General features: G+C 46.0%; 11 protein-coding genes. 5 read left to right on the top strand and 6 right to left on the bottom strand.

All coding sequences use genetic code 11. From position 1 onward, the window contains the following. Positions 1 to 98 precede the first annotated feature (98 nt). The 5 genes from DW025_RS01760 to DW025_RS01740 all read left to right on the top strand — a co-directional run bounded on the left by DW025_RS01760 (position 99) and on the right by DW025_RS01740 (position 8,239). Positions 99 to 1,691, top strand: coding sequence for an alpha-amylase family glycosyl hydrolase (locus tag DW025_RS01760; protein WP_119998460.1), 1,593 nt, complete (start codon positions 99 to 101; stop codon positions 1,689 to 1,691). Positions 1,692 to 1,932: 241 nt separating this feature from the next. After that, positions 1,933 to 3,279, top strand: a complete 1,347-nt coding sequence (locus tag DW025_RS01755) for a glutamate-5-semialdehyde dehydrogenase (protein WP_117550794.1) — start codon at positions 1,933 to 1,935, stop codon at positions 3,277 to 3,279. An 86-nt stretch (positions 3,280 to 3,365) separates the two neighbouring features. Further along, complete coding sequence (locus DW025_RS01750; protein WP_119998458.1) at positions 3,366 to 5,507, top strand: YhgE/Pip domain-containing protein; 2,142 nt, start codon at positions 3,366 to 3,368, stop codon at positions 5,505 to 5,507. 21 nt (positions 5,508 to 5,528) lie between these two features. Beyond that, complete coding sequence (locus tag DW025_RS01745) at positions 5,529 to 6,125, top strand: hypothetical protein (protein WP_119998456.1); 597 nt, start codon at positions 5,529 to 5,531, stop codon at positions 6,123 to 6,125. After that, on the top strand, positions 6,122 to 8,239 hold the full coding sequence (locus DW025_RS01740) for a YhgE/Pip domain-containing protein (RefSeq protein ID WP_119998454.1): 2,118 nt from the start codon (positions 6,122 to 6,124) through the stop codon (positions 8,237 to 8,239). The genes DW025_RS01745 and DW025_RS01740 overlap by 4 nt, the downstream gene beginning before the upstream one ends. A gap of 192 nt (positions 8,240 to 8,431) precedes the next feature. Here the strand turns inward: DW025_RS01740 and trpS are convergent, their stop codons facing one another. From trpS to DW025_RS01710, 6 genes are all read right to left on the bottom strand, one after another. After that, positions 8,432 to 9,493 carry a tryptophan--tRNA ligase gene (trpS, locus tag DW025_RS01735; protein WP_118758060.1) on the bottom strand — a complete coding sequence of 354 codons (1,062 nt, stop codon included), beginning with the start codon at positions 9,491 to 9,493 and terminating at the stop codon, positions 8,432 to 8,434. A 95-nt stretch (positions 9,494 to 9,588) separates the two neighbouring features. Then, positions 9,589 to 10,563 carry an ATP-dependent 6-phosphofructokinase gene (locus DW025_RS01730; RefSeq protein WP_015533735.1) on the bottom strand — a complete coding sequence of 325 codons (975 nt, stop codon included), beginning with the start codon at positions 10,561 to 10,563 and terminating at the stop codon, positions 9,589 to 9,591. Between the two features lie 11 nt (positions 10,564 to 10,574). Beyond that, positions 10,575 to 11,474, bottom strand: a complete 900-nt coding sequence (locus DW025_RS01725; RefSeq protein WP_004849988.1) for a serine O-acetyltransferase — start codon at positions 11,472 to 11,474, stop codon at positions 10,575 to 10,577. Between the two features lie 241 nt (positions 11,475 to 11,715). Next, complete coding sequence (locus DW025_RS01720) at positions 11,716 to 12,039, bottom strand: branched-chain amino acid transporter permease (RefSeq protein WP_118758059.1); 324 nt, start codon at positions 12,037 to 12,039, stop codon at positions 11,716 to 11,718. A 9-nt stretch (positions 12,040 to 12,048) separates the two neighbouring features. After that, entirely contained in the window at positions 12,049 to 12,720 is a 672-nt protein-coding gene (locus DW025_RS01715) for an AzlC family ABC transporter permease (protein ID WP_243104861.1), read from the bottom strand. Positions 12,721 to 12,928: 208 nt separating this feature from the next. Then, complete coding sequence (locus DW025_RS01710; protein WP_118758058.1) at positions 12,929 to 14,260, bottom strand: MATE family efflux transporter; 1,332 nt, start codon at positions 14,258 to 14,260, stop codon at positions 12,929 to 12,931. Positions 14,261 to 14,322 lie beyond the last annotated feature (62 nt).

Here is a 14,322-nt window from a genome sequence, read left to right as displayed (position 1 = left end):
TGCGCTGCTCATATTATGGAAGAACGAATAGTAACGCATGCGCCGCGCGAAGAGCATTTATATGCGCATGCTGCATTTTTATAAGGAGGACATTTATTATGGCTACATGGCTTAAAGACGCAATTTTTTATGAAATATACCCACAGAGTTTCTACGATACCAACGGCGACGGTATCGGTGATTTCAACGGAATCACTGCAAAGCTTGACTATATCAAGTCTCTTGGATGCAACGCTATCTGGATGAATCCTTGCTTTGATTCACCATTTTCCGATGCAGGCTACGATGTAAGGGATTACAAGAAGGTTGCCGAGAGATACGGAACAATGGAGGACATAGAGAACCTCTTCGCTGAGGCTCACAAGAGGGACATGCACATTCTCCTCGACCTGGTTCCAGGCCACACATCTGAGGAGCATACATGGTTTACCGAGAGCAAAAAAGCTGAGCAAAATGAATACTCAGATAGATATATGTGGACTGACGGATGGCTCTGTGGCGGTGCAGGTCTCAACTATATCGCAGGAGAATCACCAAGAAACGGTGCCTACATCGTCAACTTCTTCAAGTGCCAGCCGGCTCTCAACTATGGAGTGCTTAATCCAACAGAAAAGTGGCACAAGAGCATGTACGATCCTGCATGTATCGCAACCAGAGAGGCTATGAAGGACGTATGCCGCTTCTGGCTCGACAAGGGCTGTGACGGATTCCGTGTAGATATGGCAGATTCACTTGTAAAACATGATGATGCGAACAAGAGCGGAACTGTTGCCGTATGGCAGGACATTCTCGGCGATATACACGCTGAGTACCCTGAGTCAGCATTTGTATCTGAGTGGGGAAAGGCTGAACAGTCAATCAAGGCCGGCTTCGATATGGATTTCTATCTCGACTGGATGGGCAACGGATATAACTCTCTGGTAAGAGATTACGAAGCTCACCTTAATGCATTTGCATCTCTTCCAGAGTCACTTGACGACAGCACGGAGAACAACAGCTTCTTCAAGGCTGACAGCAAGGGAACCTGCGACCACTTCATTGATGAATACATGGGAAGATACGAGCAGATAAAGGACAAGGGTGCTATAGCCCTCATCACAGGAAATCACGACACTACACGTATCAGCTACGGACTCTCGGAGGATGAGTTAAAGCTTGCCTACGCATTCTTCCTGACAATGCCCGGCAATCCATTCATCTACTATGGCGATGAGATTGCTATGAAATTCAGAAGCATGGCAAGCAAGGAGGGCGGATTTACAAGAACCGGCTCAAGAACTCCTATGCAGTGGACAAGCGGTGACAACATGGGCTTCTCATCAGCGCCTGCCGACAAGCTCTATCTGCCGGTTGATCCTGCAGAAAATGCCGCAAATGTTGAGGCTTCCGAGGCAGATCAGAACTCCCTGCTCAATACAGTGAAGGCCCTCACTTCTCTCAGACGTTCACAGGCGGATCTGCTAGACAAGAGTAACCTTGAGATCATCAGCAGAAAGCCACTTGTATATAAGAGAGGGAATCTACTCCTTGCAGTGAACCCTAAGAATACAGACACCCAGTCAAGGAAGCTTGCTGAGCTGACTGGTGACGCAAAGGTTATCTATTCTATAGCAATAAACGGCACACAGCCAGGCATCGCTGACGGAGTTATCACTCTTCCGGCACAGAGCTTTGTTGTGATAAGCTGCTAATTTGGAGCAATATATAACAACTCAATAACCATATAAAAAGGTCATTACATAATATGACAATCATACACAACGGAGATTCCATTTTCCATGTGGGTTGCTCATATTATGCGATGGCCTCTTTTTATCTTCTTCCCTGTGGTCATCTCCCCAAACTTGTGGTAATATTTAATGGATTATATGCTCATGTGCCACGACAGAATAAGTGCACATGACATACCGGATTATAAAGGAGAACAATATTATGAACATGCAGGAAGCTACAAGCATCATGAAGGCTGACAGCTACAAAATGGCTGCACTTTCAGAAGATACAAGAAACAATATACTAGTACATGTAAAGGACGCACTCATCGCACATAAGGATGAGATATTTGCGGCAAATGCAAAGGACATGGCTGCTGCCGAGGAGAACGGGATCGCTGCATCAGTCAAGAAGAGACTGAAGTTCGACGAGCACAAGCTCGCTGACGTGACAAATGGAATCGATGAGCTCATAAAGCTCCCTGACCCGGTTGGACAGATCCAGCTCAAGAGAGAGCTTGACGAGGGGCTGGTCCTTCAGAGAGTCTCCTGCCCTATAGGTGTCATCGGAATCATATTCGAGGCAAGACCGGATGCGCTGGTCCAGATATCATCATTGTGCATCAAGAGCGGCAACTGCGCAGTACTCAAGGGTGGCAAGGAAACTGCCAACACCAACAAGGCTCTCTTCGATGTGATCTACAGCACAGCCGTTGCAAACGGAGCACCAGAGGGCTGCATGCTCCAGGCAAGCCAGCACAACGAGATCGATGAGCTTCTGTCATGCAACAAGTCCGTTGACCTGCTCATACCTAGAGGCTCAAATGCATTTGTGCAGTATATAATGAACAACACCAAGATTCCTGTCATGGGACACGCAGACGGAATCTGCCACACATACATAGACAAGGATGCAGATATAGAGAAGGCTATCCCTATCATCATAGATGCAAAAACACAGTACACCGCTGCCTGCAACGCAACGGAGACACTTCTCATCCACAGGGATGTGGCAAATGAAATGCTTCCAGTCATGGCTAAAGCTCTCAGGGAGAATGGTGTAAAGCTACGCGGAACCGCAGAGGCAGCGGAGATCATCAAACGGGCATACACAGCTGACGGTCAGGCCAATGGTTCACATACGAATGCCGCAACTGACAGCCAGAACGTTTTTGAGATCATGGGAGACGACGATTTCAATACAGAGTATCTTGACCTAGTACTCTCAGTCAAGATCGTGAACAATGTCCAGGAGGCTATCTCACACATCAACCACTTCGGTTCACACCATACTGACTGTATCGTGACTGAAAATGCCGATACTGCCGACCTCTTCATGCAGCTTGTCGACTCGGCGGGAGTATACCAGAACTGCTCCACAAGATTTGCCGATGGCTTCAGATACGGTTTCGGCGCAGAGGTCGGAATCAGCACAAGCAAGATCCATGCAAGAGGCCCTGTAGGACTTGAGGGACTTGTAACTTACAAATACAAGCTTTACGGACATGGACAGATAGTTGATGACTACGCAACCGGAAAGAAGCAGTTCCATTTCAAAGACCTGTAGAATAATGAACGATCATCAGCGGGGACTTTCTCATGTACATCAGTCCTCGCTGATGCATTTACTATATAAATAGGAATTACATAAAAATGAAAACAATACTGAAAATATTCAAAAACGACCTGATCGGTATCAAAAAAAGTATACTCACAATAGTTCTCGCCGTTGGACTGTGCATACTGCCTGCGCTGTATGCATGGTTCAACATATTTGCAAACTGGGATCCATATGCCAATACCGGCAATATCAATATCGCCGTCGTCAACCTGGACAGGGGCTACACAGACGCAGACGGCAACGAGATGAACATGGGTCAGTCCGTGGCTGATAAACTGAAAAGCCAGACCAGTATCGGATGGGTATTCCCAGATTCTGAAAAGTCCGCCATCGACGGTGTGAAATCAGGCAAATACTATGCCGCCGTCGTCATTGATGAGGATTTCTCCTACAACATGTTCAATGCCCTGACGGACAACTTCGTAAATCCAAGCTTCACCTACTATGAAAATGAGAAGAAAAATGCCGTGGCACCTAAGATAACCGACACCGCAGTCTCTACTCTCAAGACAAGTATCAACGAGACCTACGTCAAGGCGATATCACAGAAGCTTATCACTGCCATTGACGACTCCGACACGGATCTGTCGAAGGATCTCAAGGGAACGGACTTCATCACAGCACTCAAAACCGTCGATGACAATCTCGCCGGATATCAGAAAACCATAGATTCCATAATCAAGGCAAATAACAAACTCAAGACCAGCACAAAGCTCAAGGACGCAACTGACAAGAGCAGCAAGCTTCTGTCCGATGCGGGTTCCGCCATTGATTCAAGCATGTCTGATATAGACTCAGTGGGCTCAACCTACTACACTGTCAGGAATTCTCTTCAGGATCAGATTGACAGCATCGCGCAGGACATACAGAATCTGAAAAGCTCTACAAAGCTTATCCATATGAAGGATGATGCAGAGAACATATCTGCCGATCTTGAGAATATCAAGGCAGATGCAGACAAACTTCAGCAGAAGATCGATGCAGTCGACGAATATATCAAATCTCTTGACATAAGCAACACGAATGAGGTTTCAGATGCACTCAACAAGCTTGACAAGCTGAAAACAGAGGTTAAGAAGATTTCCTCTCTCACCGCTGACACCATCGATAGTCTGGATATATCTGCGATCACAAATGCAGAAAATGCCGTATCAGATAAGCTCGACCAGATCATCGACTCTGTCTCAGACATCGACGATACATTTACCAGTCAGGTCATTCCTGACATGGACAACATAATCCTGAACATCAAAAATGCACTGAAAAACGCTCAGGATCTGTTAAATACCCTGAATTCTACCATAAACAGTGCAAGCTCTGTATTTGACAATTATAAGGTGACTATTGCATCAATGAACACCAGTCTCACAGACCTCTCCGATCTCATAAGTGGTATACGTGACAAGATCCAGACCGCCACAGACGAGATAAACAAGGCCGCTGACAGCGAGGTGACCGACATGATCATCGCCTTCCTCAACGGAGACTCAGAGGCGCTGGCGTCATTCCTGTCAAAGCCTGTTGCTGTCGAGGAACATTACTACTACAGCATTGCCAACTACGGCTCGTCCATGGCACCATTTTACTCAGTGCTTGCCATCTGGGTCGGAATGACAATTCTCGTCTCCCTCATGAAGGTGCATGTGAAGGATGCAGACTATCTGAAGGATGCCAGACCACACCAGTTGTTCTTTGGAAGATACCTTATTTTCTTCCTGTTGTCTCAGCTTCAGGTTCTGGTCATAGTGCTTGGAGATCTGTTCCTGCTGAAGATACAGTGTCTGCACCCATTTGCATTCTGGGCAACTGCGGCACTCACAGGGCTGACATTTTCAATATTGATATATTCACTCACCATATCATTTGGCGACATAGGCAAGGCCCTAGCTGTTGTGATCATGGTGCTGCAGATAGCGGGGAGCGGTGGAACCTACCCTATAGAGGCTCTTCCGAACTTCTTCAGACAGGTGTACATATTCTTCCCATTCCCATATGCGATAAATGCAATGCGTGAATGTATTGGCGGAATGTATCACGCAGACCTGTTCAAATATCTGCTTGAATTGTCAATTTTCATTGTGGTTGCACTGGTCATAGGACTTATAATCAGAAAACCATTTATCCATATCATGCACTTCATCGAGAAACGTATGGAAGATACGGATATGATGTAATGCAAATAAGGAGGAACACCCATGAACGAAGATACAAATTCAAATACAACCAGCACCGAGTCATCTGACATAAAGTCCCAGGTGCTTGCATTCAGAGACAATGCCCATGCAGAAAATGTAAAAAAGCTGAAGGCGGGTATTAAGTGTATATTCACTGTTCCCGCATGCTTCCTTATCCTGCTCTTTCTGACCGGCAGCTCCAAGATCATATTTCTTGTTCTGTGGATCGCCAGCCTGTTCATAATCGCGGCGTATCTGATACATGTGGAATACTCGGATTACAAGGTACAGGAGATGGTTAACTCGCTTCAGGATACGGAAGATAATATTGACGGTCTCATCGACATCAACAGCATATATACAAAAGTCGCTGCACCGAAGAAGAAGCTGGACGACATAATAACAAATGTAAAAACAGACATTCAGACACAGATCACCGCCGTGCAGGACAAGGTGGCTGAGATGGCTGAGGCTGTGCAGAATGATCAGAGTGTGTCTGTGCAGTCTGATGAGCAAAACGAGACAGTTCAAACAGATGAACATGGCGACTCGGTCCGGACGGATGAACAGGATGAAGCCACAGAAAACACAGAAGCTGACAAGGAGGAATTATCATGAAAAACATTTGGCGTGTATACATATCTGATCTGCGCAGGATCACCACAAATGTTGTCGCACTGTCCATAGTCATGGGTCTGTGTATAATCCCTTCTCTGTATGCGTGGTTCAACATCCTGTCAAACTGGGATCCGTATGGAGAGTCCGCCACCTCACTCATGAAGATCTCCGTCTACTCTGAGGATGAGGGAATCGAGATGAGCGGAATAAATCTGACCATCGGAGACATGGTGATCGAAAGTCTTGAAAACAACAACACTATCGACTGGACATTTGCCGATAATAAAGATGAGGCACTTGAACTCATCGCCAGCGGGGAATGTTATGCCGGAATAATCATACCAAAGGACTTCACGGCGAACATGCTCAGTATACTAAATGGCAACATCGTCAATCCAAATATCGAATACTACGAGAACAGCAAGAAAAACGCCATTGCCACCAAGATAACCGGCAAGGTCAAGACGACCGTCCAGAACGAGATAAACACCAAGATCATAAGCACGCTGACCGAGGTATTTGCAAATGCCGGAGATTTCATTTCTGGAAATAACATAGACGGTTCAGACCTCGTTGCCGGTCTTGAGAGCAAGCTGGTACAGATCTCATCCACGCTTGACAATTACGTCTATATGCTGAATACATTCTCACTGCTCACAGAGTCTGCATCAGATGCCATCGATACCACTCAACTTCTGTTTCCAAGCATAGACAGCATGGCACAGAGTGGCTCAAGCAGTCTTGGAAATCTGAGTGACAGCGCAGGCATAAGCAGCGACGTTGCAGACACCTCGATATCACTGCTGAACACAGGTCTCGACATGATCTCTGACAGGCTCACAGAGCTTGATAAAACCGTGGACAGCCTCTCAAGGACCCACGATATCGGATCAGTGTCAATCGAAACTGACCTCAACGGTTCTCTAGGCACTAATGTTCTGGACACCATAAACCGATTGATCGAAGCCCAGTCACCTATAGTATCAGATGCCAAACTTCAGTTTGAAAATCTGAACGAAGACTTAGCAAAGCTTGTATCCGACACAAGCCTGTCGGACGAAGAATTTGCATCACTGAAAAAAGCGGTATCGTCCGACATAAAGAAGTGTACAAATGACATTGCTTCGGTGAAGGATCTCATAAATAACGAGCTTTCACCTGAGCTGAAATCTTCGTTAGAGAATATCCAGTCATCGCTAACTCAGGCGCAGAATGTACTGGCAAATGTTCCGGGAAACTTCAACGACATCAGCAAATCCCTGACCGAGTATCAGAACATTCTGAAGGATGGAACCTCAGACATAGCAGGAACGATCAAATGTCTGAAGGATCTCAAGGACAGCATAGACAAGATCAAAACCGACATACAGACGATCACGTCTAACAGCAGCTATCAGGATTTCATAAATGCCATAAAGGATAATCCACAGGTGATAGTGAATTTCATCTCATCACCGGTACAGATGAACACAGTTGCTGTATACGAGATATCCAACTACGGATCAGCCATGGCACCATTCTACACGGTTCTGGCACTGTGGGTCGGTGCTCTCATACTTGTGGCACTCATACACGTTAAGGTCAAGGACAATGAAGAGCTTGAGGGTGTGAAGCCTTACCAGAAGTTCTTCGGAAGGTATCTGAACTTCTTCGTCATCGGACAGGTTCAGACCATCATAACCGTGATGGGTGATCTGTTCTACGTGGGAATACAGTGCAGGCACCCGATAGCATTTACTCTGGCCGCCATGATGACGAGCTTTGTATTTACATTCCTTATCTACTCTCTCACCGTGGCATTTGGCAATATCGGTGAGGCCATCGCCGTGATCATCATGGTCATTCAGGTTGCGGGAGCAGGTGGAACCTTCCCTGTGGAAGTGCTCCCATCAGTGTACCAGTACCTGTACAAATTCATGCCGTTCTCATACTGTATGAACGCCCTCAGGGAATGTGTCGCCGGAATGTATCAGCACACCTACGGCAAATGTCTTGCCACCCTGCTGATATATGTTGCGATCTCAGCGGTCATCGGACTGCTGCTCGCCAAGCCTTGTGCAAAGCTTCTTGACAAGCTTGAGCACAGCAAGGAGAAATCCGGATTGTTTATATAATTAACGCCTCAGGTAGTATCCGTATGAAGCCGTTGTGGTGAGGTTGTAGCACAAAAATATCTCTAAAATGATTATTTGCATGAAAAAAAGGATAAAATTCCCTTGCTTTGTCCCAAATATCACTTTTCAGGACATTTGACGAGAATTTTATCCTCTTTTCATATATAATTCAGCTAAAAGTTATATTATTTCTTACTTGAACAGATTGTCGTTCTCGAAGTAATCTATCTTCATCGCACGGCGCACATCTGCAAGCGTCTCTGCTGCCTTTGCTCTGGCAACCTCGCTGCCACTCTTTAAGATGTCATATACATCCTGTGGTCTCTTCTCCCACATCTGACGACGCTCTCTGATAGGTGCAAGCTCAGCCTGAAGAACATTGTTCAGGAACTTCTTGACCTTTACATCGCCGAGACCACCTCTGCTGTAGTGCTCCTTGAGTTCATCCATACCACTGTAGTCTGGAAGGAACTCCTCGAAATACTCTGGCTTGCTGAATGCGTCAAGATAAGTAAATACAGAGTTGCCCTCAACCTGTCCCGGATCCTCAACACGGATGTGATTTGGATCTGTGTACATGGACATAACCTTCTTCTTGATATCTGCAGGCTCCTCTGACAGGTAGATACAGTTTCCAAGTGACTTACTCATCTTGGCCTTACCATCTGTACCTGGAAGTCTGAGACATGCCTCATTGTCAGGAAGAACGATCTTTGGATCAACAAGTGTCTCACCGTATACCGAATTGAACTTGTGAACGATCTCCTTACACTGCTCGATCATAGGCATCTGATCCTCTCCAACAGGAACCTCTGTGGCCTTGAATGCTGTGATATCTGCAGCCTGGCTGATAGGATAACAGAAGAATCCAACAGGGATACTTGCCTCGAAGTTTCTCATCTTGATCTCTGCCTTAACGGTAGGATTTCTCTGGACTCTTGCCACTGTTACAAGGTTCATATAGTAGAATGTGAGCTCTGTGAGCTCTGGTACCATTGACTGGATGAATATAGTAGACTTCCCTGGATCTATGCCACAGGCAAGATAATCCAAAGCAACCTGCATAATATTCTGTCTGACCTTCTCAGGATGCTCTGCGTTGTCTGTAAGCGCCTGCGCATCAGCCACCATGATGTAAATCTCATCATACTTTCCTGAATTCTGAAGATCGACTCTTCTCTTAAGTGATCCTACATAATGTCCCACATGAAGACGGCCCGTAGGACGGTCGCCTGTTAATATTACCTGTTTCATAACCTTCTCCTTTATATTGTATCTTTTATACCTGTCATTTATATATCTCTTTATAATCAGTCAGCTTATTTTTTACCCACTGCCAGCCTCACCGATTACTCGGCCAGCAGCTTACTCAGCTCATACTGGAAGGAATCGATCTGATTGTTCTGTATATCAATTGCCTCTTTTATATCATAGTCTATAAGTATATCGTTCTTGATAGCTATCATACGATTTGCCTTGTTCTTCTTGAGTACATCAACGGCATACGCACCCATGAGTGAGCCATACATCCTGTCCTTTGCCGTTGGCTGTCCGCCTCTCTGTATATAGCCAAGCACCGATACCCTCGACTCTATACCAGTCTTATCAAGAATCATCTGTGCAAGCTCTGGAGCATCTGTAACACCCTCGGCCACAACCACCAGATAGCTGTTCCTTCCGTCAGCATGCTTTGCCTTTATCGTATCTATGATACTGTCATAGTCACCATCCCATTTTTCAGGAATTATGATGGCATCAGCTGATGTCGCCATGCCTGCCCAGAGCGCTATATAGCCTCTCTTTCGTCCCATGACCTCCACGACGCTGCATCGTCCGTGGGAAACCGATGAATCTCTTATCCTGTCAATGGCCTCCATGGCTGTATTCGCCGCTGTGTCAAATCCCAGGGTATACTCAGAACATGCAACATCTCTGTCTATTGTTCCAGGGATGCAGATGGTATTGATACCCTCATTCTGAAATGCTATGGCTCCACGGAGTGTTCCATCCCCACCGATGGCAACAAGCGCATCTATATCGTGATCTCTCAGATTCTTTGCCGCCTGCTCGCGGTATTCTTTCTGAAGGAATCTCTCGCTTCTGCTGGTGAAAAGTATCGTTCCACCCTGATTGTTTATGTTCCTGACGTCCGCCAGGCCGAGCGGCTGTGTCTCCCAGTCGATAAGTCCCTCGTAACCACGCATCACTCCGACTATCTCTATTCCACTGTTGATGGCCGATACAACCACAGCCCTAACAGCTGAATTCATGCCCGGAGCATCTCCTCCGCTGGTCAGAACCGCTATCTTTCGTATGTCACTCATTTGTATGTCCTCTAATTATTTTTATACTGAAGCTCCTGCTTCTTGGCAGTAACCCTTGTATCCTTCTCTACTGAGTTGGTGATAAATGTATTACCACCCACAACAACGTTGTCCTCGATGATAGTCTCGCCTCCAAGGATGGACGCGCCTGAATAGATGGTTACATTGTCACCGATGGTTGGATGCCTCTTGGCCCCCTTGAGCTTCTGGCCACCCTGTGTAGAGAGTCCTCCAAGTGTCACGCCCTGATATATCTTCACATGCTCGCCGATAATAGTCGTCTCGCCGATAACGATTCCCGTACCATGGTCAATAAAGAAATACTTTCCTATGGTGGCGCCCGGATGAATATCTATTCCGGTCACGCTGTGGGCGTGCTCAGTCATGATCCTTGGTATCATCGGCACATCCAGCAGACAAAGCTCATGTGCCATACGGTATACAGATATGGCATACAGTCCAGGGTATGAAAGTATGACCTCATCCTTGCTGCCCGCAGCAGGATCTCCGTCAAATGCCGCCTGGATATCAGTCTCAAGATAGTCTCTTATCTGAGGTATCTTATCCATGAATTCATATGTTATATCCATCGCCTTATCCTCAAGCTCAGCATCTGTGAGCTCAGGAAACTTTTTGCAATACCTGAGAACTATCATGATCTGTTTCTTCAGATGGAATATTACATCCTCTATGATAACAGACATGTTATTCTTCAAGCTGTATATCTTATACAGCTTGTCGCTGTAATAACCCGGATACAGAATCTTCATGAGTTTGTCGATCACATCGATAATGGCTGTCTTATCCGGCTCGTTGCACAGATCCGTCTTGTTGATGGCTCTGTCATCGCCGAAATCATCCAGTATCCTCTGCACGATCCCCTCAATTCTCTGTTTATCTGATCTATCCATTACTTATTCAGATCCTTTCTAATAATATCTCCCAATATCACCTGCCCAGACAAAATCTGCCGCGATGATATCTTCATATTACAATATGTGCTTAAGTCGATAAACACACAGCTATTCTAACAAATTATGCACGTTCATTCAATAGTGGGATTCTGCGTACAAATTATCCGCAATCCGATTGCAGAGATTACTGCTAAAAACAGTGGTTCAGAGGAATGGAATTTTTCCACTCATCTTTTTCTCATACCAGACGCAGCATCACCATATAACTCACAGTCCCCAGCAGGATACTCAGAAGCGTATTGTGCCTCCATTTGTATGTTCCGCCTGTCACCAGAACGCCAACGAGACTTGGTATTCCAGTTGCCACCGGAGCCGCCACCGTCCCCTTCAGACAGTACACTATGAGTACCGCCATTATGGTCGCCGGAAGCACCTTACCGAGTTTCACCAGCATCTCCGGCATCTGCCTTTTTCCACCAAATATGACGAATGGAAGTGCCCTCAGTGCAAATGTCACAACTGCCGACACCGCAATTCCTATTAATATGTATCTTGTATTCATAGCATTTTCCTACTTTCTCCTCGTATTCCACACCACAAGCACTGCTGACGCTATGATGAGTGACGGCAGAAGGAAATACTGAGGTCCAACAACCAGCAGACACACCGACGCTATCACAAGTCCTGCAATCGCCGGGATATGGCTCTCCGCCTTCTCCCACTGATTGATAAATATGATGACAAACAGCGCCGTCATACAGAAATCAATCCCCGTCATATCAAACGGAATGATCTGCCACAGGATTCCCCCGGCAACCGCACCGACCATCCAGTAACACCTCGACAAAAAAGCCACCCAGAACATGATGCTCTGTTTCTCCTTACCGGTGTCTGGCAGAGTGCAGTTCACAGCATAAGTCTCATCCGTCATTGTATGTATCATATATAATTTCCGCTTTCCCATGCGGTTGAACTCATCCACAAATGTCAGCGCATAGAAGCTCTGCCTGCTGTTCATCAGAAATGCAGTGAGCGCCATGGTGAATATGGATGCTCCGCTTGAAAGCAGTGTCACAAGCACAAACTGGTACGCTCCTGTGTACACCGTCAAACTGACCAGCAGTGAGTAATACCATTTGAATCCGGCATTCTCCATCATAATTCCGTATGCCATGCTGACGAACAAATAGCTGCACATGATCGGGATTGATTTGATGAATGCTTTTCTGAATATATTTCCCACGATTTTTCCTTTCTCTCAAGCTAGCGCGACGGTCTCCAAATTCACTTATTACAATAGCTCTAAATCAGCACAGCACAAACTTGGGGCTTATTGCCACGCAGACAAAACAGCCATAATTATCCTACTATTTCTATAGGATAACCACGATCATTCTAACATACTGCATATTATTGGGCAATGCCGCCATCTCATTCAAAGGTATAAATTCTCATCTCACAGCCCCTCTATATATAAACGCCGCACACACCGCCGTTATAAGCTCTGCTACCCAGAACGCATTCCACACACCAGCAGGTCCGAAACCACAAAGCCTTGAAAGTGTCCATGCAGCGGGGATTATGACAACCACATATCTGAGCAGGGATATGAGCAGGGACGGAGTTCCCTTTCCCAATCCCTCAAGTGCCCCCGATGCAGTTACCGACACAGCCGACACTACAAATCCGGCGCATATGATGCGCAGTGCTGTTCCACCTGCATTTATTGTAGACACATTCTCTGTAAACATACCTATAAGCCTTTCCGGGATGAGCAGGCACACAACTGTTCCAGCCAGCATGATTCCAACATTTAATGCAAGCGTTATGTTGAATATCTTCTTCACTCTTGCATGCTCTCCGGCACCATAGTTATATCCTATGATAGGACGCATTCCCTGAATGATTCCATTTGCCGGCATATACAGGAATGTCTGAAGTTTGTAGTACACTCCCAGGATCATGACATAAGTTGCCGAATACATGCTGAGTATGGCGTTGAGTGCGCTTGTGAGCAGAGACGGCAGTGCCATATTGAGTATGGCAGGTATACCTATAGCATAAAGCTTCTTCACCATCAGACCGCCCCCATGCAAATGCTTTATGCCGAACTTCACATTTATCGGTCTTCCAAAGTACACAATAAAATAAATGATCAGTGTAAACACCTGTCCCAGGCCAGTTGCCAGTGCAGCGCCTTCTATACCCATTTCAGGAAATGGTCCCACACCAAATATCAGCAGCGGATCAAGCACTATATTCACAATACAGCCGCCCATCAGTCCAACCATTGTAACTATCATGCGTCCAACCGACTGAAACACCTTCTCAAATGCAAGATCAACCGAAATAATTATAGAAAATCCAAATACTATGTCTGCATAACGACAGCCAAGGTCAAGGACGTCTCCACTTGCCTTGAAGGCTCTGAGAAACGATGGAATGATGGCAATACACACGACTGTCATCACTATTCCCTGTATAACAGCAAGAAACATCCCCCAACTAGCTGCCCGATCTGCCCGCTCATTATCCTTGGCTCCAAGATATATGGCTATCACCGCGTTTATCCCAACACCAAATCCGATCGCCACAGCATTTACAAAATTCTGCAGCGGAAATACATACGAAAGTGCTGTCATCGCATCCTCACTTATCTTCGCCACAAAGAAACTGTCAACTATATTGTACAAAGCATTCACCATCATCGATATAACCATAGGCAGTGCCATGGACATCAAAAGTGGGAACACCGGCTTTTCTTTCATAAAATTCTCGTTCATAAAACCTCCATCCCCGGATGGCATAAATAAAGCCCCACAACCTTGCGGTTGTGGGGCGAAAA

The sequence above is a fragment of the Coprococcus sp. AF38-1 genome (assembly GCF_003603945.1).
GTDB lineage: Bacteria > Bacillota > Clostridia > Lachnospirales > Lachnospiraceae > Coprococcus > Coprococcus aceti.
The sequence above is the reverse complement of the archived record's forward strand: the minus strand, read 5'-3'. Positions and strand labels throughout refer to the sequence as shown.

Coding starts and splice junctions, on each gene's coding strand:
- DW025_RS01755 (WP_117550794.1), top strand. CDS start 1,933: ATGAACATGCAGGAAGCTACAAGCATCATGAAGGCTGACAGCTACAAA.
- DW025_RS01750 (WP_119998458.1), top strand. CDS start 3,366: ATGAAAACAATACTGAAAATATTCAAAAACGACCTGATCGGTATCAAA.
- DW025_RS01725 (WP_004849988.1), bottom strand. CDS start 11,474: ATGGATAGATCAGATAAACAGAGAATTGAGGGGATCGTGCAGAGGATA.
- DW025_RS01720 (WP_118758059.1), bottom strand. CDS start 12,039: ATGAATACAAGATACATATTAATAGGAATTGCGGTGTCGGCAGTTGTG.
- DW025_RS01745 (WP_119998456.1), top strand. CDS start 5,529: ATGAACGAAGATACAAATTCAAATACAACCAGCACCGAGTCATCTGAC.
- DW025_RS01730 (WP_015533735.1), bottom strand. CDS start 10,563: ATGAGTGACATACGAAAGATAGCGGTTCTGACCAGCGGAGGAGATGCT.
- trpS (WP_118758060.1), bottom strand. CDS start 9,493: ATGAAACAGGTAATATTAACAGGCGACCGTCCTACGGGCCGTCTTCAT.
- DW025_RS01710 (WP_118758058.1), bottom strand. CDS start 14,260: ATGAACGAGAATTTTATGAAAGAAAAGCCGGTGTTCCCACTTTTGATG.
- DW025_RS01740 (WP_119998454.1), top strand. CDS start 6,122: ATGAAAAACATTTGGCGTGTATACATATCTGATCTGCGCAGGATCACC.
- DW025_RS01760 (WP_119998460.1), top strand. CDS start 99: ATGGCTACATGGCTTAAAGACGCAATTTTTTATGAAATATACCCACAG.